Below are 26,417 nucleotides of genomic sequence, written 5' to 3' on the forward strand. Positions count from 1 at the left end.
CCCCCCGGCGTTTCGCGCCGGGCATGTATATGGGGGTACGGATGGCGTCTCGACGCGGCAGCAAGCCGAAGGCCCTGGCGCGCGCGGTGACCGAGCCGTCCGCCCAGGAGGAGGTGCGGGCGGCGCCGATGGCGGCGCCGGCGGTCCCGGCCCCGCGGATCTATTTCCTGCACCCCCTGCTGGTCGGGCCGCTGCCCGCCTGGGATGCCGCCTTCGCGCGCATCGCTGGGCTGGGCTTCGATGCCGCCCTGATCGCCCCGCCCTTCGCGCCGGGGCCGAGCGGCAATCTCTTCCACCTGGCCGATCCGGATGCGCCGCACCCGATCCTGGAGGCGCCGGGCGACGCCGGTTCCGCCCTGGCGGCGCTGGCGGCGAAGGCGCGGGCGGCCGGCCTCGCCCTCTACCTCGACATCGTGCTGGACCGGGTGGCGGCCGATGGCGCGCTGCGCGCCGGCCATCCCGACTGGTTCGGCACGGATGGGCAGGAGGGCCCGCCCGATCCGCGCCTGCCACTGCCCGAGCGCGGCACCGCCCGCACCCGCTGGGAGGACCCGGCCGTCGCCGAGGCCCTGGGCGCCTGGTGGGAGGAGCGGCTGCGCCGCTTCGCCGAAGCCGGCATCGCCGGGTTCCGCTGCGACGCGCCGCACCGCGTGCCGCCCGCGGTCTGGCGGCGCATCACCTCTGCCCTGCCGCAGGCGCGCTTCCTCGCCTGGACCGCCGGCATCCCGGCCCCCGACCTGCCCCGGCTCGCCGGCTGCGGCTTCGCCGCGGTCTTCGACAGCCTGGGCTGGTGGGACCTGGAAGGCTCCTGGCTGGCGGAGGAAGCGGCGCGGCTTGCCGCCATCGCCCCGGTCATCTCGACGGTGGAAGCCCCCTTCGGCCCGCGCCTCGCCGCGCGCGACGCGGATGCCTGGACGGCAGAGCGGGCGGCCGCCCGCCACCTGCGTCTCGGCGCCGGCATCGGCGCCGGGCTGCTGGTGCCGATGGGCTTCGAGTACGGCGCCCGCCGGCCGCTGGACCCGGCGCGCGACCGGCCGGGCGACTGGGAGTGGCTGCAGGCGCATGCCCCCTTCGACCTCTCGGCCGGGCTGCGCGCCGCCAATGCCGTGGCGGCGGCCCGGCCGCTGGCGCAGGGAGAATTGCGCCCGCTCTCCGGCTTCGGCGCGCCGGTCTCGGCGCTGCTGCGCGCCGCCGCGGCGGATGCCCGGGAGGCGCGGGAGGCGACGCTGGTCCTGGTCAACCCTGACCTCCGCGCCGGGGCAAGCGTGACGCTGGCCGCCCTGCTGCCCGGCACGGGCGGGATCTTCACCCGCTTCCGCCCGCTCTCGCCCGCCGAGGGCGCGCCGCTGACGCCGACCGCGACGGTGCAGCTCGCCCCCGGGGAGGTCCGGCTCTACCAGGCGGAGGCGCCGCGGCCGATCCTGACCACCGCGGCCCCCGCCGGCGCCAAGGCTGCGGAGGCGGGTGCCCTGGCCGCCGCCTCCCCAGATCTGCGCATCGGCATCGAACATGTTTCGCCCTCGGTCGATGAGGGGCGCTTCCCCGTGAAGCGCACGGTCGGCGAGGTGGTGGAGGTCTCCTGCGACCTGATCTGCGACGGGCATGAGAAGCTGGGCGCCGCCCTGATGTGGCGCGCGGCGGACGAGGCCGAATGGACCGAGTGCCGCCTGACCCCGCTCGGCAATGACCGGTGGGCGGCGCGCTTCCCGCTGGAGCGCATGGGGCGGCATGTCTTCGTGGTGGAGGCTTGGCGCGACGCCTTCGCCACCTTCCGCGATGAGCTGGAGAAGAAGCACGCGGCCAATGTGCCGATCAGCCTGGAGCTGGAGGAAGGCCGCATCCTGGTGACGAAGGCCGGCAAGCGCGTCGGCGGCGCGCTCTCCCAACTGGCGGAACGGCTGCAGGGGGCGCCCGACCAGGAGCGCCTGACCATCCTGATGGCGCCGGACACCGCGCGCCTGATGGCCGCCGCCGACGACCGCCCCTTCCGCGTGCGCAGCGCCGAGATGCCGCTGGATGCCGAACGCACCGGCGCCGGCTTCGCCAGCTGGTACGAGCTCTTCCCGCGCAGCCAGAGCGGCGATCCGGCGCGGCACGGCACCTTCGACGACGTCATCCGCCGCCTGCCGCATATCCGGGCGATGGGCTTCGACGTGCTCTACTTCCCGCCGATCCACCCGATCGGCCGCGCCTTCCGCAAGGGGCGCAACAACACGCTGACGCCGGGGCCGGACGATCCCGGCAGCCCCTACGCCATCGGCTCGGAGGAGGGCGGGCATGACGCGCTGCACCCGCAGCTCGGCACGCTCGAGGATTTCCGCCGGCTGGTCGCGGCGGCGAAGGAGCATGGGCTCGAGCTCGCGCTCGACTTCGCCATCCAGTGCAGCCCGGACCATCCCTGGCTGAAGCAGCACAAGGACTGGTTCGACTGGCGGCCGGACGGCTCGCTCCGCTACGCGGAGAACCCGCCGAAGAAGTACCAGGACATCGTCAACGTCGATTTCTACAATCCGGGCGCGGTGCCCTCGCTCTGGATCGCGCTGCGCGACGTGGTGCGCTTCTGGGTGGAGAACGGCGTGAGGCTGTTCCGGGTGGACAACCCGCACACCAAGCCCTTCCCCTTCTGGGAATGGCTGATCGCCGATATCCGCGCGCGGCATCCGGACGCGGTCTTCCTCGCCGAGGCCTTCACCCGACCGAAGGTGATGTACCGCCTGGCGAAGATCGGCTTCAGCCAGTCCTACACCTACTTCACCTGGCGGAACGAGAAGCAGGAACTGACGGACTACCTGCAGGAGCTGACGACGACGGCGCCGCGCGACTTCTTCCGCCCGCATTTCTTTGTCAACACGCCCGACATCAACCCGCCCTTCCTGCAGACCGGCGGCCGCGCCGGGCACCTGATTCGCGCCGCGCTGGCGACCACGCTGTCGGGCCTCTGGGGCATGTACCAGGGGTTCGAGCTCTGCGAGGCCACCCCGCTGCCGGGCCGCGAGGAATACCTGGACTCGGAGAAGTACGAGATCCGCGCCTGGCCGGACCGCCGGCCCGGCGACATCGTCGAGGAGATCACCCGCCTGAACATGATCCGCCGCGCCAATCCGGCCCTGCAGACGCATCTGGGCGTCGCCTTCCACAATGCCTTCAACGATCGCGTGCTGTGGTACCGTAAGGCGACCGCGGATCGCGGCAACGTGGTGCTGTGCGCCGTGTCGCTCGATCCGCATAACGTGCAGGAGACGGCAGTGGAGCTGCCATTGTGGGAATGGGGGCTGCCCGACCACGCGGCGCTGGAAGCGGAGGATCTGATGACCGGGCGACGGTTCACCTGGCGCGGCAAGGTGCAGCGGCTTCGGCTCGATCCGGGCGCGCTGCCCTTCGGCCTGTGGCGCGTGCGGCCGGCGGAGGGCGCGTGATGTCCCGCCGGAGCGATGACGGCCAGGATATCAGCCCGACCCCGGCGGAGCTGCGCGCCGCCTTCCCCGTGGCCCCGCAGCGCCGCGCCCTGACGCGGCCGCGGCCGCTGGAGGAGAAGCGCGACCCGCTCTGGTACCGCGACGCGGTCATCTATCAGCTGCATGTGAAGAGCTTCTTCGATTCCAACGATGACGGCATCGGCGACTTCGCGGGCCTGCTGCAAAAGCTGGACTACATCGCCGAGCTCGGCGTCGACACGCTCTGGCTGCTGCCCTTCTACCCGAGCCCGCTGCGCGACGACGGCTATGACATCGCGGACTACCGCGGCGTCAATCCCAGCTACGGCACGCTGCAGGACGCCCGCCGCTTCGTGCGGGAGGCGCATGCGCGCGGCCTGAAGGTGATCACCGAGCTGGTCATCAACCACACCAGCGACCAGCATCCCTGGTTCCAGAAGGCGCGCACCGCCCCGCCCGGCTCGGCCGCCCGCAACTACTATGTCTGGTCCGATACCGACCAGAAGTATCAGGGCACGCGCATCATCTTCCTGGATACCGAGAAGTCGAACTGGACCTGGGACGAGACGGCCAAGGCCTATTTCTGGCACCGCTTCTACAGCCACCAGCCGGATCTCAATTTCGACAACCCGCGCGTGCTGTCGGACGTGCTGAACGTCATGCGCTTCTGGCTGGATATCGGCATCGACGGCTTGCGCCTGGATGCCGTGCCCTATCTGGTCGAGCGCGAAGGGACGAACAACGAGAACCTGGCCGAGACGCACGACGTCCTGAAGCGCATCCGCGCCAAGCTCGACCAGGGCTATCAGGGCCGCATGCTGCTGGCCGAGGCGAACCAGTGGCCGGAGGACACGCAGCAGTATTTCGGCGGCGGCGACGAATGCCACATGGCCTTCCACTTCCCGCTCATGCCCCGGATGTACATGGGCATCGCGCAGGAGGACCGCTTCCCGATCACCGACATCCTGCGCCAGACCCCGGACATCCCGGAGGGCTGCCAATGGGCCGTCTTCCTGCGCAACCATGACGAGCTGACGCTCGAGATGGTGACCGACCGAGAACGGGACTATCTCTGGTCCACCTATGCCGCCGACAAGCGGGCGCGGATCAATCTCGGCATCCGCCGCCGCCTGGCGCCGCTGCTGGAGCGCGACCGCCGCCGCATCGAGCTGATGAACGGCCTGCTGCTCTCCATGCCCGGCACGCCGGTGATCTACTACGGCGACGAGATCGGCATGGGGGACAACATCTTCCTCAAGGACCGCGACGGCGTGCGCACGCCGATGCAGTGGTCGCCGGACCGCAATGGCGGCTTCTCCAAGGCCGACCCGGCGGCGCTGGTGCTGCCGCCGCTGCAGGACCCGATCTACGGCTACCAGGCCGTGAATGTCGAGGCGCAGGCGCGCGACCCGCATTCCCTGCTCAACTGGATGCGCCGCATGCTGGCGGTGCGCAAGCGCTCCAAGGCCTTCGGCCGCGGCTCCATGCGCCTGCTGTACCCGGCCAACCGCAAGGTGCTGGCCTATATCCGGGCGCATGAGGAGGACACGATCCTCTGCGTCTTCAACCTCTCCCGCTCGGCCCAGGCGGTGGAACTCGACCTGTCCTCCTGCTCCGGCCGCGTGCCGGTGGAGATGCTGGGCGGCACCTCCTTCCCGCCGATCGGCCAGCTTCCCTACCTGCTCACCCTGCCGCCCTATGGCTTCTACTGGTTCGTCCTGGCGACGGAGAAGGCGCTGCCGCCCTGGCACGCGCCGAGCCCCGAGCCGCTGCCGGACCTCCGCACCCTGGTCCTGAGGGCTGACGTGAAGGAACTCCTCGGCGCCGCCGTGCGCGGCGATCTCGAACAGAACGTCCTGCCGGAATACCTGCCGAAACGCCGCTGGTTCGCCGCCAAGGGCGAGCGGCTGGAGCGCATGCGGATCACCGCCATCGCTGCCCTGCCCGAGGCCAAGGGCGCGGTGGTCATGGCGGAGGTGGAGGCGCAGCTTCCCGGCAGGACGGAGCGCTACGCCCTGCCGCTGGCCGGCACGGAGGAACTGGAAGGCGTCGGCCCGCTGCCGGCGCAGCTCGCCCTCTCCCGCCTGCGGCAGGGCAGGCGCGTCGGCTTCCTGACCGATGCCTTCGCCGACAACCGCATGCCGCATGCGGTGATGACCGCGCTGCGCGAGGGCACGGTGCTGCCGACGGAGGAGGGTGAGATCCGGTTCCGCGCCACCTCGCGCCTCGCGGATGTCACCCTGCCGGCGGATGCCGAGATCCGTCGGCTCTCGGCCGAGCAGTCCAACTCCTCGCTCATCTATGGCGAGCAGGTGGTGCTGAAGATCATCCGCCGCATCACCCCGGGCATCCATCCGGAAGCCGAGGTGACGCGCTACCTGACCGAGCTGGGCTTCACCAACACCGCGCCGCTGCTGGGCGAGGTGGTGCGCATCGCCCCGGACGGCACGCCCAACACGCTGATGCTGGCGCAGGGCTTCGTCCGGAACCAGGGCGATGGCTGGGGCTGGACGCAGGACTGGCTGCACCGCGCGGTGGACGAGGCGGCGCTGACCGACACGCCGCCGGAGGACCCCTTCGCCGGCTACCTCTCCTTCGCCACCGCGCTCGGCCAGCGGCTGGGCGAGTTGCATGCGGCGCTGGCGCGGCCGACGGAGAACCCGGACTTCGCGCCGGAGATGGCGAGCGAGGATGACCGCGCGGCTTGGGCCGCCGGCGCGCTCGCGCAGCTTGACCCGGCGCTCGACCTGCTGTCGGGCCGGGCATTGCCGGCGGATGCGGCGCCCTTCGCGGAGCGGCTGCTCGCCAGGGCCGATGCGCTGCGGGAGGCGACCTGGCGCCTGGCGCAATCCGCCGCCGGGGCGCTGAAGACGCGGGTACATGGCGATTTCCACCTGGGCCAGGTGCTGGTGGCGCAGGGCGATGCGGTGATCGTGGATTTCGAGGGTGAGCCGGCCCGGCCGCTTGAGGAGCGGCGCGCCAAGGGCAGCCCCTTACGCGACGTGGCGGGGCTGCTGCGCAGCTTCGACTATGCGGCGCATGTGGCGACCGCGACCGAGGCGTCCGGCGCCGCCGCGGCGGCGCTCTCCGAACGCCGCGCGGCGCTGATCGCCCGCTGGCAGCAGGAGGCGGAGCGGGCCTTCCTCGCCGCCTATCGGGAGGTCGAGGCCTCGGCCGAGAATCCCTGGGTGCCGGCGGAAGCGGCGTCGGCGCTGCTCGATCTCTTCCTGATCGAGAAAGCGGCCTACGAAATCCGCTATGAAGCGGCGAATCGACCTGCCTGGATCGGAGTCCCGCTCCGGGGCCTGGCGGCGCTGGCGGAGCGGATCACGGCATGATGCAGGCTTACGAGACGCTGGCCACCGGGCATCACGGCGATCCCTTCGCGGTGCTCGGGCCCCATGGCGAGGAGGTGCGGACCTTCCAGCCCGGCGCGCGCGGCGTGGTGGTGCTGGCGCGCGAGGGCGGCGAGGAGCTGGGCCGGCTGGAGCGGGTGCATCCCGCGGGCATCTTCGCGGGACGCGTCTCCCGCCAGGTGCCCTACCGGCTGCGGGTGGAATGGCCCGGCCTGCCGCAGGAGACGGAGGACCCCTACAGCTTCGGCCTGCTGCTCGGCGACTGGGACATGCACCTCTTCGCCGAGGGCCGGCATTTCGAGCTGGCGAAGGTCTTCGGTGCGCAGGCGATGATGGTGGAGGGCGTGCCGGGCGTGCGCTTCGCCCTCTGGGCGCCGAATGCGCGGCGCGTCTCGGTCGTCGGCGACTTCAATGGCTGGGACGGCCGCCGTCACCCGATGCGGTTGCGCGCCGAGGCCGGCGTCTGGGAGCTGTTCATCCCGCGCCTGCAACCCGGCGCCACCTACAAATACGAGCTGGTCGGCGCGGATGGCAGGCTGCTGCCGCTGAAGGCGGACCCGCTGGCGACGGCGACCGAGCATCCGCCCGCCACCGCCTCCCGCGTCATGGACCCGGCGCCCTTCGCCTGGACCGATGGCAACTGGATGGCGCGCCGCGGCGCCCTGCAGGCGCCCGATGCGCCCATCTCGATCTATGAGGTGCATCCGGGGTCCTGGTGGCGCGACGCGGAAGGCCAGTCACCGGACTGGGACCGGCTGGCGGACCGCCTCATTCCCTATGTGCAGGGCATGGGCTTCACCCATGTCGAATTCCTGCCGGTGATGGAGCATCCCTTCGGCGGTTCCTGGGGCTATCAGCCGCTATCGATGTTCGCGCCCTCCGCGCGCTTCGGCCCGCCCTCCGGCTTCGCGCATTTCGTGGACCGCGCGCATGCCGCCGGCATTGGCGTGATCCTCGATTGGGTGCCGGCGCATTTTCCGACCGATGCGCATGGCCTCTACCGCTTCGACGGCACCGCGCTGTACGAGCATGCCGATCCGCGCGAGGGCTTCCACCGCGACTGGAACACGGCGATCTACAATTTCGGCCGCAACGAGGTGCGCGGCTTCCTGCTGGCCAGCGCGCTCCACTGGCTGGAGCATTACCATGTGGACGGGCTGCGGGTGGATGCCGTCGCCTCCATGCTCTACCGCGACTACTCCAGGCCGCAGGGCGAATGGATCCCGAACCGCCATGGCGGGCGGGAGAACCTGGAAGCGGTCGCCTTCCTGCAGGAGCTGAACGCGGTGGTCGCCGAGCGCTGCCCGGGCGCGGTGATGATCGCGGAGGAAAGCACCGCCTGGCCCGGCGTGACGAAGCCGACCCATGAGAACGGCCTCGGCTTCAATTACAAGTGGAACATGGGCTGGATGCACGACACCCTCCATTACATCGAGGAGGATCCAGTCCACCGCCAGTACCACCATGACAGCATGACCTTCGGCCTGGTCTATGCCTGGAGCGAGAAATTCATCCTGCCGCTCAGCCATGACGAGGTGGTCTATGGCAAGGGCTCGCTGATCGGGAAGATGCCGGGCGACAGTTGGCAGAAATTCGCCAATCTGCGCGCCTATCTTGCCTTCATGTGGACGCATCCCGGCAAGAAGCTGCTCTTCATGGGTGGCGAGATCGCCCAGCCATCGGAGTGGAACCACGACGCGACCGTGGACTGGCCGCTGCTGGACGATGCGCGCCATCGCGGCATCCAGCGCCTGCTGCACGACCTCAACGCGGCCTATCGCAACATCCCCGCGCTGCACCGGCGTGACGACTCGCCGGAAGGCTTCCGCTGGGTGATCGGCGATGACCGCGCCCAGAGCGTCTTCGCCTGGTTGCGTCTCGGCACGGGGGGAGATCCGCCCGCGCTGATCGTCTGCAATCTCACCCCCGTGCCGCGGCACGGCTACCGCATCGGCGTGCCGCGCGGCGGCACCTGGCACGAGGTGTTGAACACCGATGGCGGCGCCTATGGCGGGACCAACAGCGGCAACGGTGGTTGGATCACCGCGGAGCCGGTATCGACGCATGGCTTCGCCGACAGCCTGAACCTCTTCCTGCCGCCGCTTGCCGCGCTGATTCTCGTCCCAGAAGGATAGCATGCCGCCAATCCCGTCCCGCCTGCTGCCCGGCCGACCTGATCCGCTGGGGGCAAGCTGGGACGGGCTGGGGGTCAACTTCGCCGTCTTCTCCGCGAATGCGGAGCGGATCGATCTCTGCCTCTTCGATCCCTCGGGACGGCGGGAGATAGCGCGCCTGCCGCTGCCGGAATGCACGGACGAGGTCTGGCACGGCTACCTGCCGGAGGCGCGGCCGGGCCAGCTCTACGGCTATCGTGCCTATGGGCCCTATGAGCCGCGGCGCGGCCACCGCTTCAATCCGCACAAGCTGCTGCTCGACCCTTACGCCAAGCAGTTGCATGGGGAGGTGCGCTGGTCCGACGTGCTGTTCGGCTACCGCCTCGGGGCCGGCCGGGCCGATCTCTCCTTCGACCGGCGCGACAGCGCCCTCGCCATGCCGAAGGGCGTGGTGGTGGATGACAGCTTCGCCTGGGGCGACGACCGCAACCCCTGCGTGCCCTGGGACCGCACGGTGATCTATGAGGCGCATGTCCGCGGCCTGACCATGCGGCGGGAGGATATCGAGCCGCGCGAGCGCGGCACCTTCCGGGCCCTCGCCGATCCCCGCGTCATCGAGCATCTGCATCGCCTCGGCGTCACCGCGATCGAGCTGCTGCCGATCCAGGCCTTCCTGCAGGACCGCTTCCTCGTCTCCAAGGGGCTCCGCAACTACTGGGGCTATTCCACGCTCGCCTTCTTCGCGCCGGAGCCGCGCTACCTGATCGAGCAGTGGATGCGCAACGAGCTGAAGGTGGCGGTCCGGCGCCTGCACGGTGCGGGCATCGAGGTCATTATGGATGTGGTCTACAACCACACCTGCGAGGGCAGCGAGCTGGGCCCGACCCTCTCCTGGCGCGGGCTCGACAACGCCTCCTACTACCGGCTCATCCCCGGCGAGGAGCGGCACCACATCAACGACACCGGCACCGGCAACACGGTGAATCTGAGCCATCCGCGGGTGCTGCAGATGGTCATGGACAGCCTGCGCTACTGGGTGACCGAATACCGGATCGACGGCTTCCGCTTCGACCTCGGCACGATCCTGGGGCGGGAGGGACACGGTTTCGATCCCGGCAGCGGCTTCTTCGATGCCATCCGGCAGGACCCGGTGCTGTCGCGCGTGAAGCTGATCTCGGAACCCTGGGATATCGGCCCGGGCGGCTACCAGGTGGGCAACCACCCCCCCGGCTTCGCCGAATGGAACGACCGTTTCCGCGATGGCGTGCGCCGCTTCTGGCGCGGCGATGCCGGCATGCGGGCGGAGCTCGCCGCGCGCCTGACCGGCTCGGCCGAGCTGTTCGACCGCCGCCGGCGCCGTCCCTGGGCCGGCGTGAATTTCGTTGCCTCGCATGACGGCTTCACGCTGCACGACGTCGTTTCCTATGAGGAGCGGCACAACGAGGCGAATGGCGAGGACAACCGCGACGGCCATGGCGAGAATTACAGCAGCAACTGGGGCGAGGAGGGGGAGACGGAAGATCCCGAGATTCTCGCCACCCGCCTGGCCGTGCTGCGCGCCATGCTGACGACCGTCTTCGCCTCGGCCGGCACGCCGATGCTGCTGGCCGGCGATGAGATGCTGCGGACCCAGGGCGGCAACAACAACGCCTACAACCAGGACAACGATACGAGCTGGGTGGACTGGGAGCGCGCGGCGGCGCCCGAGGCGCAGGCTCTGCAGCGTTTCACCGCCCGACTGATCGCGCTGCGCCAGCGCCTGCCGCCGCTGCGCCCGGCCATATTCCTGCATGGCGTGACGGAACTCCGGCCCGGCCTGAACGACATTGCCTGGTTCGACCAGCATGGAAAGCCGATGACCCCGGAAGCCTGGAACGAGGCGGAGGCACGCACCCTGGCATTGCGCCGGGCCACCGCGGCCGAGGATGACGGCGTGGATATCACGCTGCTGCTGCTGAACGCCGATGGCGCCGGCCACGCCTTCGCGCTGCCGAAGCCGCGGCTGGACTGGACCCTGGTGCTGGACAGCTACCACCCGGAGGCGGCGGAGCGACCGGTGCTGGACGAGGCCGTGCCGGTCGGCCCGCGCAGCGCCGTGCTGCTGGCGGCGCGGCTGCCATGACCGGCTTCGCGCAGGAAACCCGCTGGGGCGCGACGCTGCTGGCGCCCGACCGCACGCATTTCCGCCTCTGGGCACCGGATGCGCCGCGCGTGATGCTGGAGGTGGAGCGGCATGCGCCACAGGAAATGAACGCCCTCGGCGATGGCTGGCATGAGGTGGTGGCGCCGGTCGGCGCCGGGGCATGCTACCGCTTCCGCGTCTCGCCGGACCTGGCGGTGCCCGATCCGGCCTCCCGCCTGCAGGCGGGCGATGTGCACGACCCTTCGGTGGTGGTGGACCCCCGTGCCTTCCGGTGGCAGCACGCGGACTGGAAGGGCCGCCCCTGGCATGAGGTGGTGCTCTATGAGCTGCATGCCGGCGCCATGGGCGGCTTCGCCGGCGTGCAGGCCGCCCTGCCGCGCTTGAAGGAGCTGGGCGTCACCGCCATCGAGCTGATGCCGATCGGCGATTTTCCCGGCCGGCGGAACTGGGGCTATGACGGCGTGCTGCCCTATGCGCCGGATACCGCGCTCGGCACGCCGGAGGCGCTGAAGGCCCTGGTCGATGCCGCGCACGGCCTGGGCCTGATGGTCTTCCTCGATGTGGTCTACAACCATTTCGGCCCGGACGGCGCCTATCTGCATGCCTATGCGAAGCGCTTCTTCGACGAGGGCATCCACACCCCCTGGGGCGCCGCCATCGATTTCCGCCAGCCCGCGGTGCGGGACTATTTCGAGGAGAACGCCCTCTTCTGGCTGAACGAGTACCGTTTCGACGGGCTGCGCTTCGATGCCGTGCATGCCATCGCCGAGACCGACTGGCTGGACGTGATGGCCGCCCGCATCCGGCGGGAGATCCCCGATCGCCACATCCACCTGGTGCTGGAGAACGAGCGGAACGGCGCCCGCCACCTGAAGCCGGCCGGCGATTTCGACGCGCAATGGAACGATGACGGCCACAACATCCTGCACCCGCTGCTGGCCGGCGAGCGCGAGGGCTATTACGAGGACTTCTCCGAGAACGGCGCGGAGAAGCTGGCGAAGGTCCTCTCCGAGGGCTTCCTGTTCCAGGGACAGGAGAGCGGGCATCTCGGCCATGCGCGTGGCGAGCCCTCCGCGCATCTGCCGCCGACCGCCTTCGTGCTGTTCCTCCAGAATCACGACCAGGTCGGCAACCGCGCCTTCGGCGAGCGGCTGACGGCGCTGGCCGACCCCGCATCGCTGGCGGCGGCGGCGGCGCTGCTGCTGCTCTCGCCGCAGATCCCCATGCTGTTCATGGGGGAGGAATGGGGCGCGACCGCCCCCTTCCTCTTCTTCACCGACCACAATGAGGAACTGGCGCCGCTGGTCACCGCCGGCCGGCGCAAGGAGTTCGCCAAATTCGCCGCCTTCCAGGACCCGGCGAAGCGGGAGCGCATCCCGGACCCGAATGCCGAGGGCACCTTCCGCGCCTCGGTCCCCGATCCGGCGGAAGCCACGCGGCCGCCGCATGGCGCGGTGCTGGCCCTGCACAGGCGCCTGCTCGCCCTGCGGCGGGAGCACATCATCCCCCGCCTGCCCGGCGCGAAGGCCCTCGGCGCCCAGGCAATCGGGGAAAAGGCGGTGCTCGCCCGCTGGCGGCTCGGCGATGGCAGCCTGCTGACGATCGCCACCAATCTGGGCGGGGAGGCCGCGCCCTGCCATGCGCCCGGCAGCCCCCTGTTCGAGAGCATGGCAGGTGCCGCCGGCACGCTCGGCACCGGCACGCTGCCGCCGCGTTGCACCGTCGCCCTGATGGACCCGCCGCGGCAGGATGATGGGGCATGACGAAGGGGCCGGCATGACCACGGACGACGACCTGCGGGCGATGGCGGAGGCGGCGGGGATCGCCACCACCTGGCGCGACGTGCATGGGGAGGAGCGGCGCGTCGCGCCGGACACGCTGCGCGCCGTGATGGCCGCGCAGGGGCTGCCCACGGATAACAGGGAGGCGCGGGCGATGCTCGCTGCCCTCGCGGACCGGCTGCCGCCGCTCATCACCATGACCATCGGCCCGGATGGCGTGCACATCCCGGGCGCCGTGGCCGGCCAGCGTTTCCGGCTGGATATCGAAGGCGGCGACCGGATCGAGGGGCATCTGGAGCACGGCTGGGGCGGCGAGGCGCGGCTGCCGGCGATCTCGACGCCCGGCTACCATCGCCTGCACCTGGACGATGCGCATTGCATCGTCGCCGCCGCGCCGCCGCGCTGCGTGACGCTGGCCGATCTGGGGGCGGAGGCGCATGGCGGCAGCCTGCCCTGGGCGCTGGCCGCACAGATCTATGCCCTGCGCTCGCCGCGCGACATGGGCATCGGCGATTTCGGCGGCGTCGCGGCGCTGGCCCAGGCTGCCGGCCGGCGCGGCTGCGCCGCCATCGCGGTCAGCCCGGCGCATGCGCTCTTCTCGGCGGATGTGAACAAGTACGGGCCCTACTCGCCCTCCTCCCGCATCTTCCTGAACGTCCTGCACGCCGATCCGGCCGCGGCGCTGGGCCAAGTGCCGGAGGATCCCGGCCCGAAGGACGAGCTCGTCGACTGGCCTGCGGCCGCGCGCCGCAAGCTCGACCGCCTGCGCGGGCTGTATGAGGCCGCGGCCGACCACCCCGGCTTCGTCGATTACCGCAACGAGGCCGGCGCGGCGCTCGAGGCGCATGCGCGGTTCGAGGCGCTGCACGCCCATCTGTTCGCGCGCGATCCCGGCCTCTGGCACTGGCAGGACTGGCCCCGCGAATTCCAGGCGCCCGACAGCCCGGGCGTCATGCAATTCGCCCGCGACAACCCGGCCGAGGTCGCCTTCCACGCCTTCTGCCAGTGGCTGGCCGACGCCTCCCGCGGCGCGGCGCAGCAGGCGGCGCGGGATGCGGGCATGCCGGTCGGCCTGATCGCCGACCTGGCCGTGGGCACGGATGGTGGCGGCAGCCATGCCTGGTCGCACCAGCGCGCCATCCTGCCGAACCTGTCGGTGGGCGCGCCGCCGGATGTCTTCTCCCCGCTCGGCCAGGACTGGGGCCTCACCGCCTTCTCGCCGCTGGAGATGAAGGCCGGCGGCTTCGCCGCCTTCCTGGAACTCGCCCGCGCCGCCTTCCGCCATTCGGGCGGCGTGCGCGTGGACCACGCGATGGGCCTGCAGCGCCTTTGGGTGGTGCCGCGCGGCGCCGGCCCGGCGGAGGGCGCCTATCTCCGCTACCCCATCGACGACCTGGTGCGCCTGCTGGCCCTCGAATCCCACCGCCACCGCGCCATCGTCATCGGCGAGGATCTCGGCACCCTGCCGGAGGGCTTCCATGCGCGCATGGAAACGGCCGGCATCCTGGGGATGAAGGTCCTGTGGTTCGAGCAGGAGCAGGACGGCCGCTTCCGCGCCCCGCGCCACTGGCCGCGCAACGCGACGGCGATGACCACCACGCATGACCTGCCGACGGTGGTCGGCTGGTGGCAGGGCCGCGACATCGCCTGGCGCGAGCAGCTCGGCCTGTTCCCCGATACGGAGACGGCGAGGCGGGAGGAGGACCGGCGCGAGACGGACCGCGCCGCGCTCTGGACCGCCTTCCTGGAAAGCGGCGCGGCCACCGGCGACCAGCCGCCGGCGGCGGACGGCGCGGCGGTGGTGGATGTCGCCCTCGCCCATGTCGGCAGCGCGGCCTGCGCGCTTGCCATCCTGCCGCTGGAGGATGCGCTCGCCATGCCGGAGCAGCCCAACCTGCCCGGCACGGTGGAGGAGCACCCGAACTGGCGCCGCCGCCTGCCCGGCGAGGCCGGCGCGCTGCTGGACGACCCGGCGGTCGCGCGGCGGCTCGACCTCTTCGCCCGCGCCCGGCCCCGGGCGGATGGAACCTGACCGCACCGGCTGCATTCGCTTTTTTCGCTTCCTGTCAGGGCAGCCTCGCGCCGCCGGGCATTCCCGCCCGCCGGCGACCTGCCCTGCAGCCAATGGAGACTGACCCATGGCGAACCCGCCGCGCGAGACAGGCCCGGCGGGCCTGCGGGCCACCGCGCGCCTGCAATTCCATGCCGGCTTCACGCTGGACGATGCGGTGCCGCTGGTGCCCTATCTCGCGCAACTGGGCATCAGCCATCTCTACGCCTCGCCCATCCTGAAGGCGCGGCCGGGCTCCACGCATGGCTACGACATCGTGGACCACAACCAGATCAACCCGGAGCTGGGCGGCGAGCCGGCCTTCCGCCGGCTGTCGGCGGCGCTGCGGGAGGCCGGGCTCGGCCTCATCATCGATATCGTGCCGAACCATATGGGTATCGGCGGTTCCGACAACGCTTGGTGGCTGGACGTGCTGGAATGGGGCCGGCAGAGCCCCTACGCCCCCTATTTCGACATCGACTGGGAGCCGCCGGACCGCTCGCTCTCCAACCGCCTGCTCGCGCCCTTCCTGGGCGCGCCCTATGGGGAGGTGCTGGCCTCCGGCGACCTGAAGCTGCATTTCGATCCGGCGGATGGCCGCTTCCACGCGCAGTACTGGGAACACCGCTTCCCCATCGCGCCGCAGCACTACCATCACATCCTGCAGGCGGCGAAGGACCCGGCCCTGGGGAGGCTGGCACAGGAGTTCGGCCGGGTCGGCCTGCACCAGCGCGACCGCGCCCTGGCGCGGGAACAGGCCGCGGGCTGGCGCGCCGCGCTGCGCGCGCAGGCGGAGACGCCGGAGGGCGGCGCCGCGGTCCAGGCCGCGCTCGCCGCCTTCGACGCGACAACCGAGGAGGGGCGCCAGGCCCTGCACCGGCTGCTGGAACGGCAGCACTACCGCCTCGCCTGGTGGCGCGCCGCGGCGGATGAGATCAACTGGCGCCGCTTCTTCGACATCACCTCGCTGGCCGGCCTCAGGGTCGAGCTGCCGGAGGTCTTCGACGCCACGCATGACCTGATCCTGCGCCTCTATGCCGAGGGCGCGGTGGACGGCGTCCGCATCGACCATGTGGACGGCCTGGCCGATCCGCGCGGCTATTGCCGCAAGCTCCACCGCCGCATGCAGGCCGTGCGGCCGGGCCGCCAGCCGATGATCTGGGTCGAGAAGATCCTCGCCCCCTTCGAGACGCTGCGGACCGACTGGATGGTGGACGGCACCACCGGCTACGACTTCATGGACGAGGCCAGCGGCGTCCTGCACGACCCGGCGGGCGAGGCGCCGCTGACCACGCTCTGGACCGAGCACACCCACCGCAGCCCTTCCTTCGAGGAGGAGGCGCGGCAGGCGCGGCGGCAGATCCTGCGGGACAACCTCGCCTCCGAGCTGAACGGCACCGCCGCGGCGCTGAAGCGCGTGGCGCTGCGCGACCTGGTGACGCGGGACTTCACCCTGACCGGCCTGCGCCGGGCGCTGACCGAGGTGCTGGTGCATTTCCCGGTCTACCGCCTCTACATCACCCAGGGCGGGCGCAACGCGGAGGACAAGCGCATCCTCGACTGGGCGCTGGCCGGGGCGCGGCGGACGGTGCGCGCCACCGACCGCCCGCTGATCGACCTGCTGGATTCCTGGCTGGGCGGGGAGCCGCCGCGCAGCCTGCCGCCCGTGCAGCGGCGGGAAAGGCTCTCGGCCGCGGTCCGCTTCCAGCAGCTCTCGGCCCCCGTCGCGGCGAAGAGCGTGGAGGACACCGCCTTCTACCGCTACGGACGGCTGATCTCCCGCAACGAGGTCGGCTCCGACCCCGCCCGCTTCGCCGTCACGCCGGCCGGCTTCCATGCCTCGGCGCGCGGCCGGGCGAAGAGCTTCCCCCGCGCCCTGCTGGCCACCGCGACGCATGACCACAAGCGCGGCGAGGATGTGCGCGCCCGCCTCGCGGTGCTGTCCGAACTGCACGAGGAATGGGGCGCCGCCATCCGCCGCTGGTCGCGCCTCAACGCGCCGCTCAGGAAGGACCTGCCGGACGGCGCCGCGCCGGGGATGAGCGCGCAGCTCATGCTCTACCAAACCCTGGTCGGCGCCTGGCCGCTCGGCCTCCCGCCGGGGGATGAGGCGGGCGTCGCGGCCTTCCTCGAGCGGGTCGCCGCCTGGCAGGAGAAGGCGCTGCGCGAGGCCAAGCGCCGCACCGAATGGGCGGTGCCCAATGCCGAGTACGAGGCGGCCTGCCGCGACTTCCTCTTCGCCATCATGGCGCCGGACCGCGCCAGCCATCTGCGGGAGGAGATCGCCGGCTTCGCCACCCGCATCGCCCCGGCGGGGGCGGTGAACGGCCTCGCCCAGGCGCTGCTCCGCTGCACCGCCCCGGGCGTGCCGGATCTCTACCAGGGCACGGAGTTCTGGGACTTCTCCCTCGTGGACCCGGACAACCGGCGCCCGGTGGACTGGGATGCGCGCCGCACGGCGCTGGAGGCCGCGGGCGCGCCGGCCGGGCTCCTCGCCCATTGGCAGGACGGACGGGTGAAGCAGGCGATCATCGCCCGCGCCCTGGCCCTGCGCGCCGCGCGCCCTGCCCTCTTTGCCCAGGGCGACTACCAGCCGGTGACGGTGGAAGGCCCGATGGCCCAGCACGTCCTCGCCTTCCTCCGCACCCGGCGGGGAGAGGCCGTGCTGACCGTCGTCACCCGCCTGCCGGCCGCGCCATTGGGCGATTCACCGCTCCCGCTGCTGTCGCCGGCGGAATGGGGCGGAACCGATCTTCGCCTCCCGGCTTCATGGGAGGCACGGCACTGGCGGGAGGCGCTGACCGGGGAGGGTCACGCCGCCCATGGCGACCGCCTGCCCGTCGGGCAGGTGCTCGCCCGGCTTCCGGTGGCGCTGCTGGAGGTGGGATGACGCGCAAGGCCAGAATGCGTGACCTGCGGCCCGCAAGAAGAGCCGAGGCCACGGATGGAGCCCGCCGGTCGCGCCGGAAGGCGCGCGGCGCGGCGCGGCGTGGCGAGCCAGGCCTGGAAGGGCGGCGCCCGGCGCCCGGCGACGGCAGGCCGGCAGGACCCGGCCCATCGCATCGGGCCGTGTCATGAGCCGCATCGTCGTCGTCTCCAACCGCGTGCCGGTGCCGCAGGGCAATGCCGGGCAGGCCGGCGGGCTGGCGGTCGCGCTCCTTGGCCTCATGCAGCGCCGCGGTGGTCTCTGGTTCGGCTGGAGCGGCGCGGTCGCCGAAGGCAATGCCCCGCCCAACCTCACCCAGCGCGGCGGGGTCGGCTATGCCACCATCGACCTGACCGAGGCGGAGCATCGCGGCTACTACACCGGCTACAGCAACGGCGTGCTCTGGCCCATGCTGCACGGCCTGCCGCATCTGATGAGCTTCCGCCGCCAGGACCTCGACGTCTACCGCAAGGTGAACCGGCGCTTCGCCGATGCGCTGGTGCCGCTGCTGCGGCGGGACGACCGCATCTGGGTGCATGACTACCACCTGCTGTCGCTGCCCGGCGCGCTGCGCCAGCGCGGCGTCTTCGGGCCGACCGGCTTCTACCTGCATGTCCCCTTCCCGGCCCCGGACGCGGCGGCTGTCGCCCCCGGCATCCGCGGCCTGGTGCAGGATGTGCTGGCCTGCGACCTGCTCGGCTTCCAGACCGCGACGGACCGCGACAATTTCGCCGCGACCGCGGTCGGCTTCGCCGGCGCGGTGCGCACCGGCGATGCCATGCTGGAACTCGGCGGCCGGCCCGTCCGGCTCGGCGTCTTCCCGGCGGAGATCGCCGCCCCCGAATTCGCCGCGACCGCCGCGGCGCAGATGGAGGCGGAGCCGAGCCGCCTGCTGGCCGAATCGCTCCGCGGCCAGGCGATGCTGCTCGGCATCGATCGGCTGGACCCGACCAAGGGCCTGCCGGAGCGGCTGGAGGCCTTCCGCCGCGTCGTCGCCCGCCGGCCGGCACGCAGCCTGACCATGCTGCAGATCGCCGCCCCCTCGCGCGAGGATGTCGCGGCCTACAAGCGCCTGCGGCAGGAGATCGACTTGGCCGCCGGCGCCATCAACAGCGAATTCGGGGAGCCCGACTGGCTGCCGCTGCGCCTGCTGGCCCGGCCGCAGAACCGCGACACGGTGGCGGGCTTCATGCGGCTGGCCCGGGTCGGGCTGGTGACGCCGATCAGGGACGGCATGAACTTGGTGGCGAAGGAGTACATCGCCGCGCAGGACCCGGCCGACCCTGGCGTGCTGGTGCTCTCCCGCTTCGCCGGCGCCGCCGCCCAGCTCTCCTCCGCCCTGCTGGTCAACCCGCATGACGCGGAAGGCATGGCGGAGGCGATCTGCGCCGCGCTCGACATGCCGCTGGCCGAGCGCCAGGCACGCTGGCAGGACGCCTGGGCCGCGATCGCCGGCGCCTCGCCCGAGGGCTGGGGGCAGGATTTCCTGCGCGCCCTGGCGCCGGAGGCGCTGGACCGGATGCCGATCGCCGGCACCGCCTGAGCGCGGGCCGGCCGGCAGAATCCCCCCGGCTCGGATCAGCGGTGCCGGTTTGCGCCATGCCGTGACCCGCGGCATCCTTCTTGCACGTCCGAACCTGCGAGCGGAACGGCAAGGGAGAGCCTGCGGTGGCGGAATACGACCTGGTGGTGCGCGGCGGCGAGGTGGCGACCGGCTTCGGCACGGCGCGCTGCGACATCGGCATCCGCCGCGGGCGCATCGTGGCGCTCGCGGAGCGCCTCACCGACGCCGCCGCGGCGCTCGATGCCGGCGGGCTGCTGGTGCTGCCGGGCGGCGTGGACAGCCACTGCCATATCGAGGAGCCGGCGCGCGGCGGCACCGCCGGCGAGCCGGCGGTGACGGTCAGCGAGGAGAGCTTCCTCACCGCCAGCACCTCCGCCTTCGCGGGCGGCACGACCTCGGTCGTCTGCTTCGTGCCGCAATGGAAGGGCGAGGGCATCCTGCCGCGTCTTGCGGATTACGAGCGGCGCGCCGCCAGGGGCATGCTGGACTACAGCTTCCACCAGATCATCACCGATCCGACGGAAGCGGTGCTGGAGCGGGAGGTGCCCGAGATCGTCGCCCGCGGCATCCGCAGCCTGAAGGTCTTCCTGACCTACGAGCCGCTGCATCTCTCGGACGAGGACTACATCAAGGTCCTGGTGACGGCGCGGAGGAATGGCTGCCTGGTCACCGTCCACTGCGAGAACTACGCCGCCATCAAGTGGCGGACCGGGGCGCTGCTGGCCGCCGGCCTGACCGCGCCGAAATACCATGCCTGGTCCCGCCCGCCGGTGGTCGAGCGGGAGGCGACGCACCGCGCCATCGCGCTGGCGGAGCTGGTGGACCAGCCGATCCAGGTCTTCCATGTGAGTTGCGCCGAGGCGGCGGAGGAGATCGCCCGCGCCCAGGCGCGCGGCCTCAAGGTCTGGGGCGAGACCTGCCCGCAATACCTGACCCTGACGGCGGGCGACATGGACCGGCCCGGCTTCGCCGGCGCCGCCTTCATGTGCAGCCCCAGCCCCCGCAGCCCCGAGGAGCAGGGGCGGGTCTGGGAGATGATCCGGCGCGGCACGCTCGATGTCGTCTCCTCCGACCATTGCGGCTTCTCGATGGGCGGCGACCGGGGCAAGGCGGTGAATGGCCGGGATGCGGGCTTCGATGCCATCCCGAACGGCATCCCCGGCCTCGCCGCGCGGCTGCCGATCCTGTTTTCGGAAGGCGTGTCGAAGGGGCGCATCACCCTCGACGACTTCGTGCGGCTGACCGCGACCAACCCGGCGCGACTGATGGGCCTGGCGCCGCGCAAGGGGATGATCGCGGTCGGGGCGGATGCCGACCTGGTGCTCTGGGACCCGCGGAAGAAGGTGACGATCACCAACGCGCTGATGCAGCACGCCATCGACTACACGCCCTATGAGGGGCTGGAGGTCACGGGCTGGCCGGTGGCGACGGTCCGCCGCGGGGAGGTGGTGATGCGCGACGGCGTGGTGCAGGCGGAGCCGGGGACGGGGCGGTTCCTGCCGCGCGGGCCCTATGCCATGGTCCAGCCGCGCGGCGTGCTGGAGAACGGCTTCGACGCGGCCCCGCCGCGGGGCTGAAGGAGGGGTCGGATGGCCCCGGATGCGGTCACGCATCCCGGCCGTCCGCCCGGGCGGAACCCGCGGCCCGGCGCGGCATTGAGAGCGACATGCTGCGCTTCCGTTCCATCCCCGTCCTGGGCGCGCTGGCGCTGCTCGGCGCCTGCGGCACCCCCCAGACCACCGAGGCCTTCGACCAGCGCATGGCGGGCTATGTCGGCCAGTCGGAGGCGGCGCTGGTCGCCAGCCTCGGCGTGCCGAGCCGGACCTACGAGGCCGATGGGCGCCGGCTGCTGCAATGGGATTTCGTGCAGCAAAGCTCGGCGCCGGCGGTCTATCCCAGCCTCGGGCTCGGCTTCGGCAGCTTCGGCTTCGGCCGGGGCGGCGGCAGCGGGGTGGGTGTCGGCACCGGGCTGGGCTTCGGCCTGGGCGGCGCGGCACCGCCGCGGGCCTGTTCCGTGGTGTTCGAGACGCGGGACGGGACGGTGCAGGGGTTCAATCGCAACGGGACCGGATGCGTGGCCTGACGCATGGCGAAAGGGCGTGAACCCCCGGGCGCAGGCCGGTTGCGCCCGGGCGTCTCCGGGCAGGCATGTCCGCCCGGGTGCGAGGATGCAGGGACGCCACCTTGATCCCGGATGGGAGCAATGCTTGTAGGCTTGGCTCTCACATCGCTGCGACACCCACCCTACCCAGGCCCAGGCCGGAGCGGTGGCCCCGACAGGAAGGCTCGTACACCGCCCATGTTCTACGAACCCCGGCTCGGCCACGGCCTGCCCTATGATCCCTTCAAGGCGATCGTCGCCCCGCGCCCCATCGGCTGGATCTCGACGCTCGACGCGGAGGGCCGCGCCAACCTCGCCCCCTACAGCTTCTTCAACGCGGTTCACTCGCGTCCGCCGATGCTCGCCTTCACCAGCGAGACCATGAAGCACAGCGCGGCCAATGCGATCGCCACCGGCGAGTTCGTCTTCAACCTCTGCACGCGCCCGCTGTTCGAGGCGATGAACATCTCCTCCGGCGCGCTGGCCGATGGCGAGAGCGAGTTCGAGGCCGCGGGGCTGGCGAAGGCGCCGTCCCGCCTCGTGAAGGTGCCGCGTGTCGCCGCCTCCCCGGCGGCGCTGGAATGCCGCGTGGTCCATTCGATGCGGCTGCACGACGTGGATGGGGCGGAGTTGGAGGGGTGGCTCATCATCGGCCAGGTTGTCGGCGTGCATATCGACGATGCCTGCATCCGGGATGGCCGCTTCGATACCGCGGCGGCGCAGCCCCTGGCCCGTTGCGGCTACCGGGACTACGCAACCGTCACCGAGGTGTTCGAGGCCCTGCGCCCGACGGATGGCGGCGCCTTCCTGCCCGGCCAGCGGGACCGTTGACGAAGGGCTGGGCAGGGCCCGGGGAGATCGCCGAGGCACGCCGCATCGCCGAAGCCGCCTGCCGGGTGCGGGGCAGCCTCCCCGGCGCCGTCAGGCGCGCTGGAACTCCAGCACGCGGCTGCGGGCGGTGAGCAGGCGGAGCCGGTCCGGCGCCCGCAGCCAGGCGCAGGCGCGGCTCGTCCAGGGCGGCGCGCCGACCGCCAGCAGCGCCCGCCCGTCCCCCAGCGGCGTCAGCGGCACGCGGCGGTGCAGCGGCCCGGCCCCGAAGGCGGCGCTGCCGCTGCCATCCGCCGCGATCTCGATGGCGAGTTCAGCCCCCTGCGCCGGCGCGCGCCAGAACCCGGCCAGGCCGGGGGAGAGCCGCGCATCGGGCGGGACGGGGCGGAAGCGGCGGGCGGCATGGCCGATCTCGCCGGCAATGCCTGCGCCCTCCCGCCGGAGGCGCATCGGCAGGTAGGGCGAGAGCGCGACGACCTCGCCCGGCGCCTCGCCCGCCATCAGCAGATCGCGCGCGCCGAGGAAGGTCACGGCCCCGTCCCGGTGCTCGAGCCAGGCCGGGCCGTCCGCCTCGATGAACAGCCCCTCCGGCAGCAGCGGCGCCGCCGGCCGCGGCGGCGCGAGGCCGAGCAGCGCCGCCATGATGCGGAGCGCGGGCAGGTAGGGCTCCGTCTCCTCCCGGTTCGAGAGCAGGACGACGCCGAGGCCGCGCGCGGGGGCGAGCAGGACATGGTTCTTGAAGCCCGGCAGGTGCCCGCCATGGCCGACCAGGCGCTCGCCCCCGATCCCCGTGACCGCCAGGCCCAGGCCGTAATGCGAGGCCCGCCCATCCTGCAGCCGGGCCGGGGTGGCGAGCTGCGCCAGGACATCGCCGGCCGGCCCGTCGCCGCGCAGCAGGGCGCGCAGCCAGGTGGCGAGGTCGCGGGCGCTGCCGGCCATCCCGCCGGAGGCGGAGAGCGCCATGCCATAGGCGCCGATCCGCCAGGGGCTCCCCGGCCCCTCCCGCCAATACCCGTCGGCGAGGCCCGGGAGCGGCCGGTCCCAGCCGGCGGGAAAGCGGAAGCCGGTGCCGAGCGCGGCGTTCAGCGCGCCCTCCACCCAGGCGCCGAAGACATGGCCCTGCCGCGCCAGCGCCTGCTCCACCAGGCGGTAGCCGGTGTTGCTGTAGGACATCTCGCTGCCCGGCGGAAAATCCAGGCCCGGCAGCGCGGCGGTGAAGGCATCCAGCGCGGCAGGTTCGATGGCGGCGGTATGGGGCACGCCACAAAGGGTATGGCTCGGCAGCAGGTCCGGGATGCCGCCGGTCATGGAGAGGGCACGGAAGACCGGCACCGCCGCGATCGGCGCCGGCAGGCCCGGCAGGAGGGCGCCGAGCGGCGCCTCCAGTTCCAGCCCATGATGCAGCGCGAAGGCGCAGAGCAGGTGCTTGGTGATGGAGGCGAAGCGGCTGGGCGTCGCGACGGTGAAGGGAATGCGGTGCGGAAGGCTGGCGAGGCCGGCGCAGGCCTCGCCGCGGAGGCCGTCCCGGTCGAGGAGGAGGATGGCGCCGCCCGGCCCCGGCTCGCCGGTCGCACGCCACGTGGCGGTGGTGGGCTCGGCCTCGGCCATGGCGGCGGTCCAGTCTGGCTGTCGCATCCGGCGGTCTCCACTGCGGCGATGATGGGCCGGCATGGTGCCGCCCGCGCCGGCCTGGCGCATCCCCCCGTTGCTGGCCGAAGCCCGTGCCGGCCGGCGTCTGGGCAGGTCCGGCACCCGGCGCCGCAGCGGGCCGGGACGACCCGCGCCGCGGCCGGCGGCGGATGAAGCTTCACCGCCACAGCGGCCCGCGTCCGGAACCGTACACCGGTCAGCCGCAGGCCATTGTCTGTCGAGCCGCCTCACGGGCGCGGGCAAGGTGGTCCCCGCTGGGATTGCACCGCGAAGCCTGCGGGGTGCCCCGTTCACGCCCATCCGCGATCCGCCCCGGGTGACGGCCGGCCGACCGGCGCCACGCCGCCGGGAGGTCCGGTTCCTTCTCCGTCAGCCCTGGAAGCGCTCCGGGCGATAGGGTTCGGGGCTGATGCCTGGCACCGCCCCGGACATCATCTCGGCGAGAAGCCGTCCGGTGGTCGGTCCCAGGGTCAGGCCCTGATGCGCATGGCCGAAGGCGCACCAGGCGCCCGGCTGGCCGGGCAGCCTGCCGATGATCGGCAGCATGTCCGGCGTGCAGGGGCGCACGCCCATCCAGGGTTCGGCGTCCACGCGGTCCGCCAGCGGCAGCAGGCCGCGCGCGACGGGCTCGGCCCGCTCGAGCTGGACAGGGGTGGGCGCCGCACCGGTGCGGGCGAACTCGGCCCCGGTCGTCAGGCGGATTCCGGCCCGCATGGGGGCGAGCAGGAAGCCGCTCTCGGTATCCAGCACCGGGTGGTTCAGCACGGCATTGCCGCGCAGCCGGTAATGCATGTGGTAGCCGCGCTTGCCGAAGAGCGGCGGCGCGTAGCCGAAGCGCCGCGTCACCTCCGCGGAGGCGGCGCCCAGGGCGATGACAACCTCCCCCGCCTCCACCGCGCCCTCGGCGGTCCGCACCCGCCAGCCCTTGCCGGCGCGCTCGAGCGTCATGGCGTCGCCGACCGCGATGCTCCCGCCGTCCCGCGTGAACAGCCCGGCATAGGCGAGCGTCAGGGCATGCGGATCGCTGACCGCAAGCGGGTCCGTCCAGTGGATGGCGCCGGTCCGCTCCACCAGCAAATGGGGCTCCGCCGCCGCCAGGGCCTTGCCGTCCAGGGCCGCGAAATTGACCCCGTAGTCCCGCCGCGCCTGCTCGGCCTGGGCCAGCGCGTCCTCCAGCATCTGCGGCCGGGAATAGAGGCGCATCCAGCCGGTCGGCCGCAGCAGCGCCATGGCCTCGGTGCCGGCGGCGAGCGCGAGGTGCTCGTCGATGCAGGTGGTGATGAGCCGCGCATAGGCCTGCACGGCCTGCAGGTACCGCCCGGGCTCGGAATGCCACCAGTAGCGCAGCAGCGGCGAGACGAAGCCGGGCAGCGCGAGCGGGTGGTAGGCGACATCGACGGCGCGGTTGCGCGCGATGCGCCGGAGCTCGGCCAGGGCGCGCGGGAAGGGATGCGGATAGACCGCCTCCCGCTGGATGAGCCCGCCATTGCCGAAGGACGCGCCCTCCCCGGGCCCTCGCCGATCCACCAGCACCACGTCGTGGCCACGGCGCCGCAGGTGCAGCGCCACCGATACGCCGACCATTCCTGCGCCGAGCACGATTGCCGATTGGGACATCACCTGGTTCCGTCGCCTGTCTGCCGCCGCATCATGTCCGCCTTGTGCCGCCGGTCGAGCCCCCGCCACGCGGCGGATGCGCCCGCATCGCGGTCCGGCGCCATGCCGGGCCGCGCCGGAAGGCGTTCCGGGGCGTCGCATGGCGGCATTCTCCCGCGCGGGCTGCACCGTCGGGACGCCATGGCGGGCAGGCATGGCGCCGCGGACGGGATGCGATCCTTGCATGCCCCATGCCAGGCCCGCCGGCCGGGGCCGCTGGGCCGGGAGACGCGATGGCGGGTGGCGGGTGGCGTTCCCACCGGAACGCCAATCCCCTGCAGGCTCTTGTTGCCGCGCGGAGTCGCGCCTTCGGTCCTTCGCGGCCTGCCGCGATCCGCATCAGGCCAGGGAGGGGAGGAGGCATGGAGCAGCGGCTGCATCGCATCGAGGTCACGACGCGCCGGCGCGGCCTCATCGACATCACCGGCCAGGTCACCGGCTGGTGCCGGGACCAGGGGATCGCCACCGGCCTGCTGACCATCTGGTGCCGGCACACCTCCGCCTCCCTGCTGGTGCAGGAGAATGCCTCCCCGGATGTCCGGACCGACCTGGAGGCCTTCCTCGCGCGCCTGGTGCCGGATGGCGGCGATGGCCGGTACCGGCATGAGGAGGAGGGGCCGGACGACATGCCCGCCCATATCCGGGCGGCGCTGACGCAGACACAGCTCTCCATCCCGGTCGCCGAAGGCAGGCCCGTGCTCGGGACCTGGCAGGGCATCTATCTCTACGAGCACCGAACCAGCCCGCACCGGCGCGAACTCGTGCTGCACCTTCTCGGCACGGCTGCGCCGGCCTGAAGGGGTCGGCCGGCGCC

At 72.2% G+C, this 26,417-nt stretch carries 14 protein-coding genes; 12 read left to right on the top strand and 2 right to left on the bottom strand.

Features of this window, described 5'->3' with window-relative positions:
* Nucleotides 1-41 precede the first annotated feature (41 nt).
* The 11 genes from LHA35_RS10055 (at nt 42) to LHA35_RS10105 (ending at nt 22,300) form a co-directional block, all read left to right on the top strand.
* Nucleotides 42-3,416 (top strand): alpha-1,4-glucan--maltose-1-phosphate maltosyltransferase, encoded by a 3,375-nt coding sequence (locus LHA35_RS10055; protein WP_226607804.1) that lies wholly within the window; start codon nt 42-44, stop codon nt 3,414-3,416.
* A complete protein-coding gene (treS, locus tag LHA35_RS10060) occupies nt 3,416-6,772 on the top strand; it encodes a maltose alpha-D-glucosyltransferase (protein WP_226607807.1) in 3,357 nt (1,118 codons plus the stop codon). The genes LHA35_RS10055 and treS overlap by 1 nt, the downstream gene beginning before the upstream one ends.
* Nucleotides 6,769-8,925, top strand: a complete 2,157-nt coding sequence (gene glgB / locus LHA35_RS10065) for a 1,4-alpha-glucan branching protein GlgB (RefSeq protein WP_408902314.1) — start codon at nt 6,769-6,771, stop codon at nt 8,923-8,925. The genes treS and glgB overlap by 4 nt, the downstream gene beginning before the upstream one ends.
* Before the next feature lies 1 nt (nt 8,926).
* Complete coding sequence (glgX, locus tag LHA35_RS10070) at nt 8,927-11,026, top strand: glycogen debranching protein GlgX (RefSeq protein WP_226607809.1); 2,100 nt, start codon at nt 8,927-8,929, stop codon at nt 11,024-11,026.
* Entirely contained in the window at nt 11,023-12,810 is a 1,788-nt protein-coding gene (treZ, locus tag LHA35_RS10075; protein ID WP_226607811.1) for a malto-oligosyltrehalose trehalohydrolase, read from the top strand. The genes glgX and treZ overlap by 4 nt, the downstream gene beginning before the upstream one ends.
* Nucleotides 12,811-12,823: 13 nt before the next feature.
* Entirely contained in the window at nt 12,824-14,860 is a 2,037-nt protein-coding gene (malQ, locus tag LHA35_RS10080; RefSeq protein WP_226607812.1) for a 4-alpha-glucanotransferase, read from the top strand.
* 106 nt (nt 14,861-14,966) lie between these two features.
* The gene (treY, locus tag LHA35_RS10085) at nt 14,967-17,768 is read left to right on the top strand and encodes a malto-oligosyltrehalose synthase (RefSeq protein ID WP_226607815.1); all 2,802 of its coding nucleotides are present in this window, start codon (nt 14,967-14,969) and stop codon (nt 17,766-17,768) included.
* Nucleotides 17,769-17,952: 184 nt separating this feature from the next.
* Nucleotides 17,953-19,347 carry an alpha,alpha-trehalose-phosphate synthase (UDP-forming) gene (locus tag LHA35_RS10090; protein ID WP_226607818.1) on the top strand — a complete coding sequence of 465 codons (1,395 nt, stop codon included), beginning with the start codon at nt 17,953-17,955 and terminating at the stop codon, nt 19,345-19,347.
* A gap of 125 nt (nt 19,348-19,472) precedes the next feature.
* Nucleotides 19,473-20,945, top strand: coding sequence for a dihydropyrimidinase (hydA, locus tag LHA35_RS10095; RefSeq protein WP_226607822.1), 1,473 nt, complete (start codon nt 19,473-19,475; stop codon nt 20,943-20,945).
* A gap of 89 nt (nt 20,946-21,034) precedes the next feature.
* Entirely contained in the window at nt 21,035-21,451 is a 417-nt protein-coding gene (locus LHA35_RS10100) for a hypothetical protein (RefSeq protein ID WP_226607824.1), read from the top strand.
* A 216-nt stretch (nt 21,452-21,667) separates the two neighbouring features.
* Nucleotides 21,668-22,300 carry a flavin reductase family protein gene (locus LHA35_RS10105; RefSeq protein ID WP_226607827.1) on the top strand — a complete coding sequence of 211 codons (633 nt, stop codon included), beginning with the start codon at nt 21,668-21,670 and terminating at the stop codon, nt 22,298-22,300.
* 90 nt (nt 22,301-22,390) lie between these two features.
* Here the strand turns inward: LHA35_RS10105 and LHA35_RS10110 are convergent, their stop codons facing one another.
* A complete protein-coding gene (locus LHA35_RS10110) occupies nt 22,391-23,932 on the bottom strand; it encodes a serine hydrolase domain-containing protein (RefSeq protein ID WP_226607830.1) in 1,542 nt (513 codons plus the stop codon).
* Between the two features lie 384 nt (nt 23,933-24,316).
* Nucleotides 24,317-25,564, bottom strand: coding sequence for an NAD(P)/FAD-dependent oxidoreductase (locus tag LHA35_RS10115; protein WP_226607832.1), 1,248 nt, complete (start codon nt 25,562-25,564; stop codon nt 24,317-24,319).
* A gap of 401 nt (nt 25,565-25,965) precedes the next feature.
* On the opposite strand from LHA35_RS10115, the gene LHA35_RS10120 reads away from it, so the two are divergent.
* Nucleotides 25,966-26,400: a secondary thiamine-phosphate synthase enzyme YjbQ gene (locus LHA35_RS10120; RefSeq protein ID WP_226607834.1), complete on the top strand. Its 435-nt coding sequence runs from the start codon at nt 25,966-25,968 to the stop codon at nt 26,398-26,400.
* Nucleotides 26,401-26,417 lie beyond the last annotated feature (17 nt).

It is taken from the genome of Roseicella aerolata (assembly GCF_020523605.1).
GTDB classification, from domain to species: domain Bacteria; phylum Pseudomonadota; class Alphaproteobacteria; order Acetobacterales; family Acetobacteraceae; genus Paracraurococcus; species Paracraurococcus aerolatus.